3 protein-coding genes and 1 pseudogene are annotated in these 4,366 nt (G+C 73.6%); 1 reads left to right on the top strand and 3 read right to left on the bottom strand.

Annotated features, from left to right (window positions below; translation table 11 throughout):
- Positions 1-154: 154 nt before the first annotated feature.
- The 3 genes and pseudogenes from JNW89_RS28940 to JNW89_RS28930 form a co-directional block, all read right to left on the bottom strand.
- On the bottom strand, positions 155-1,303 hold the full coding sequence (locus JNW89_RS28940; protein WP_088964126.1) for an Mrp/NBP35 family ATP-binding protein: 1,149 nt from the start codon (positions 1,301-1,303) through the stop codon (positions 155-157).
- A 97-nt stretch (positions 1,304-1,400) separates the two neighbouring features.
- Entirely contained in the window at positions 1,401-2,003 is a 603-nt protein-coding gene (locus tag JNW89_RS28935; protein WP_154939861.1) for a DUF1003 domain-containing protein, read from the bottom strand.
- Positions 1,996-3,278 (bottom strand): annotated as a pseudogene (locus tag JNW89_RS28930) (magnesium transporter MgtE N-terminal domain-containing protein). Before JNW89_RS28930 ends, JNW89_RS28935 begins: the two are co-directional and overlap by 8 nt.
- A gap of 33 nt (positions 3,279-3,311) precedes the next feature.
- Here JNW89_RS28930 and JNW89_RS28925 point away from each other — a divergent pair.
- On the top strand, positions 3,312-4,181 hold the full coding sequence (locus JNW89_RS28925) for a PhzF family phenazine biosynthesis protein (protein ID WP_238451509.1): 870 nt from the start codon (positions 3,312-3,314) through the stop codon (positions 4,179-4,181).
- The last annotated feature ends 185 nt before the right edge of the window (positions 4,182-4,366 follow it).

Below are 4,366 nucleotides of genomic sequence, written 5' to 3'. Positions count from 1 at the left end.
CAGCTAGCGCTCCGCGTCCCCCACGCCCCGCGCCCCCACGCAACCCCGCCCCCGAGCGCGCACATACAGAGAAAGAGTGGCCTCCCGAGCGCGGAAGGCCACTCTTTCTCTGTATGTGCGCGGATCTTGGGGCGCGCGGAGCGCGCGGGTGGGGTCAGCGGCCGGCGGGCTTGAGGCCGAGGGGCTTGCCGAGGAGGGACTCGCGGCGGACGGCGAGGCGGTCGGCGATCTGGGCCAGCGCCTTGGAGGCGGGGGCGTCCGGTTCGGCCAGCACGATCGGGTTGCCGGCGTCGCCGCCCTCGCGTACCCGGGTGTCGAGCGGGATCTGACCCAGCAGCGGCACCTGCGCGCCGATCGTCCGGCTCAGCGACTCGGCCACGGCCTGGCCGCCACCGGCGCCGAAGACCTCCATCCGCGAGCCGTCGGGCAGCTCCAGCCAGGCCATGTTCTCGATGACGCCGACCACCCGCTGGTGGGTCTGCAGGGCGATCGCGCCGGCCCGCTCGGCGACCTCGGCGGCCGCGGCCTGCGGCGTGGTCACCACCAGGATCTCGGCGTTCGGCAGCAGCTGGGCCACCGAGATGGCGATGTCGCCGGTGCCCGGGGGCAGGTCGAGCAGGAGCACGTCCAGGTCGCCCCAGTAGACGTCGCCGAGGAACTGCTGGAGCGCCCGGTGCAGCATCGGGCCGCGCCACACCACGGCGGCGTTGCCCGGGGTGAACATGCCGATCGAGATCACCTTCACGCCGTGCGCCTGCGGCGGCATGATCATGTCCTCGACCCGGGTCGGGCGGCCGTCCGCGCCGAGCATCCGGGGCACCGAGTGGCCGTAGATGTCCGCGTCGACCACGCCGACCGAGAGGCCCCGGGCGGCCAGCGCGGCGGCCAGGTTGACCGTCACGCTCGACTTGCCGACGCCACCCTTGCCGCTGGCCACCGCGTACACCCGGGTCCGGGAGCCGGGCTGGGCGAACGGGATCACCGGCTCCTCGGTGGCGTTGCCGCCGCGCAGCTTCGACTGGAGCTCCTGGCGCTGCTCGGGGCTCATCACGCCGAACTCGATCTCGACGCCCGTCACGCCGGGGACCGCCCCCACGGCGGCGGTGATGTCGGAGCGCAGCTTGTCCTTCAGCGGGCAGCCGGCGACGGTGAGCAGCAGCTCGACGCGTACGACGCCGTCGTCGCCGACCACGGCGGAGCGGACCATGCCGAGGTCCGTGATCGGGCGGCGGATCTCCGGGTCGTTGACGGTGGCCAGGGCGGCCTGGATCGCGTCGGAGATGGTGCTGACGGGAGCTGACATGCCCGCAATGCTACGTCGGCGGTGATCCGTCGCCGCCGCCAGCGGGGCCGGTGTGAGCGAATCGATGGCCCCTCGAATGGGCCCGGGCCTCCGTCGGTCAGCCCTCCGGCCGGCCGTCGCGGGCGTAGTCGCCGTCCAGGTCGTCGCGGGGCTCGTCGAGGCCCTCGCCGCCCCGCCGCACGGCCTTCTCCTGCTGCCGGCGTTCCAGCCGCTGCCGGCGCTGGGCCGCCTCGTCCAGCTCCTCGGCCAGCCGGGCCAGCTCCGAGCGGAGGAAGTCCCGGGTGGCCACCTCACCCATGGCGATCCGCAGCGCGGCGATCTCCCGGGTCAGGTACTCCGTGTCGGCCTTCTGCAGGGTGGCCCGCCGCCGGTCCTCCTCCAACGCCACCCGGTCCCGGTCGGCCTGCCGGTTCTGCGCGAGCAGGATCAGCGGGGCCGCGTACGAGGCCTGCAACGACAGAATCAGGGTGAGGAAGGTGAAGGTGTACGGGTCGAAGCGCAGGTGCGCCGGCGCCAGGGTGTTCCAGCCGAACCAGAGCGCGATGACCACCGTCATGTAGACGATGAAGTTCGCCGTGCCCATGCCCCGGGCGATCCCCTCGGACCACCGGCCGAAGGCCTCCGGATCGAACCGGGGCAGCTTGACGCCCCGGGGCTCGCGCGGCTGATCCAGTCGCTCGGCCCGTCGCTGGTCAGCCATCAGCGCCGTCCGTCCCCTCGGCGGGGCCCGGGGCCGGTACGGCGTCCCGGTCCCGCCAGTCGCGCGGCAGCGAGTGGTCGAGCACGTCGTCGACCGTGACCGCGCCGACCAGCCGGTTGTTACGGTCCACCACCGGCATCGCCACCAGGTCGTAGGTGGCCATCCGGCGGGTGATCTCCGGCAGTGGGGTGGTCGGCCGCAGCGGGTCGAGGTCATTGACCACCACCCCGCCGAGCATCTCCGCCGGCGGCTCCCGCAGCAGCCGCTGGAAGTGCACCATGCCCAGGTAGCGGCCGGTGGGCGTGGTCATCGGGGCGCGGGCCACGAACACCTGGGCCGCGACGGCCGGGGAGAGCTGCTCCTCCCGGATCCGGGCGAGCGCCTCCGCGACGGTGGCGTCCGGCGGCAGGATCACCGGCTCGGAGGTCATCACGCTGCCCGCCGTACCGGAGGCGTAGCGCAGCAGCTGGCGGACCGGATCGGCCTCGTTCGGCTCCATCAGGTCCAGCAGCACGTCCTGCTCCGGCGGCGGCAGCTCGTTGAGCAGGTCGGCGGCGTCGTCCGGGTCCATCTCCTCCAGCACGTCGGCGGCCCGTTCCCGGTCCAGCGCGGCGAGGATCTCCACCTGGTCGTGCTCCGGCAGCTCGCTGAGCACGTCGGCGAGGCGCTCGTCGTCCAGCGCCGCCGCGACCTCGTTGCGCCGCACGTCGGGCAGGTCCTGCAGGGCGTTGGCCAGGTCGGCCGGGCGCATGTCCTCCAGCACGGCGAGCAGGTTGGCCGTACCCCGGTTGGCGGCGATGCCGCTCAGCCCGCGCACCCGGTCCCACTCGACCTGGTGCAGGTGGCCGCGGCGGGTGAGCCGACCGGTCTGCTCGCGGACGGCGACCCGGGACAGCGACCACTCGCCACCCCGGCTGCACTCCATCGCCACGTCGACCACCGCGCCCGGCTGGCCGCCCGGTTCGAGCTGGACCCGCCGGTCCAGCAGCTCCTGGAGCACCAGCAGCTCGTTGGGGCGCTTCTCGAAGCGGCGCAGGTTGAGGGTGCCGCTGCCGAGCACCACCGCGTCCGCGTCGATGGAGGTGATCCGGTTGATGGACAGGAAGATCCGCCGGCGCATCGGCATCTCGGCGACCAGGCCCACCACCTCGGGGGGACGTTGGGTCGGCCGGATCCGGGCCACCGCGTCACGCACCCGGCCCACCTGGTCGCGTTCGGGTCGAAGACGGCGACTCCGGCGAGTCGGGCGATGTAGACCCGGTTCGGCGTGCTCACGGGCACCAGCCTAAGCGCCTAGTGTTTATCAACATGTCGACCTTGGCCTACGAGATCGTGGACGTCTTCACCGATCGCCCGTTCGCCGGCAACCCGCTGGCCGTGGTGTTCGGCGCCGAAGGGCTCGCCACCGAACAGATGCAGGCGCTCGCGCTGGAGTTCAACCTCTCGGAAACGGTGTTCGTGCTGCCGCCCACCCAGGTCGGGGCCACCTACCGGGCCCGGATCTTCACCCCGGCCGCGGAGTTGCCGTTCGCCGGGCACCCCAGCGTCGGCGCGGCGGTCACCGCCAGCCGGCGCGGGATGTTCGGTGTGGGCAGTATCACCCAGGAGTGTGGCGCCGGGGTGCTGCCGATCGAGGTCGGCGAGACCGGTGCCACCCTGACCGGCGGCGCCCCCACCCTCGGGCCGGAGCTGGACCCGGAGCCGCTGCTGGAGATGGCCGGCCTCACCGCCGACGACCACGCCGGCCCGGCGCCCCGGGTGGCCGGCTGCGGGCTGGAGTTCCCCTACCTTCCGGTCCGCCCGGACGCGGTGGCCCGCGCCAAGGTCAACGCGGCGGCGGCGGAACGGTACGGGGTGGAGCATGTCAGCGTCTTCTCCTGGAACGCCGGAACGCAAACCGCGCACGCCCGCGTCTTCGTGCCCGGGCTCGGCGTGCCGGAGGACCCGGCCACCGGCTCGGCCGCCCTCGGGCTCGGCGTCTGGCTGGTCGCCAGCGGGCTGCTTCCCGGCGAGGGCCGCTCCGAGTACGCGGTCCGCCAGGGCATCGAGATCCACCGCCCGTCGGCGCTGGCCTGCACGGTGACCGCGGCCGACGGGGCGGCGGTCGGCGCCACCGTCTCCGGCCAGGTCATGGCGGTGGCCCGGGGCGAGATCCTGGTCCCGCCGTTCGTCGGTTGACCGGTGACCGCACGCCCCACGTACGAGAGGATGCCGGTGTGACGGACGAGGTGGACGCCCCGGTGTCGACGCCCCTGGTCGACGAGGCGATGAAGAAGGCGGCCGTGGCCTGGGTGAGCGTCGGCGACGGCCCGGCGCTGGCGCTGTGGTGCGTACCGCTGGAGGGGTCGCTCTTCGTGGTCAGC

The sequence above is a fragment of the Micromonospora sp. 4G55 genome, assembly GCF_016803375.1.
This window is presented reverse-complemented; position numbering and strand designations above follow the sequence as displayed.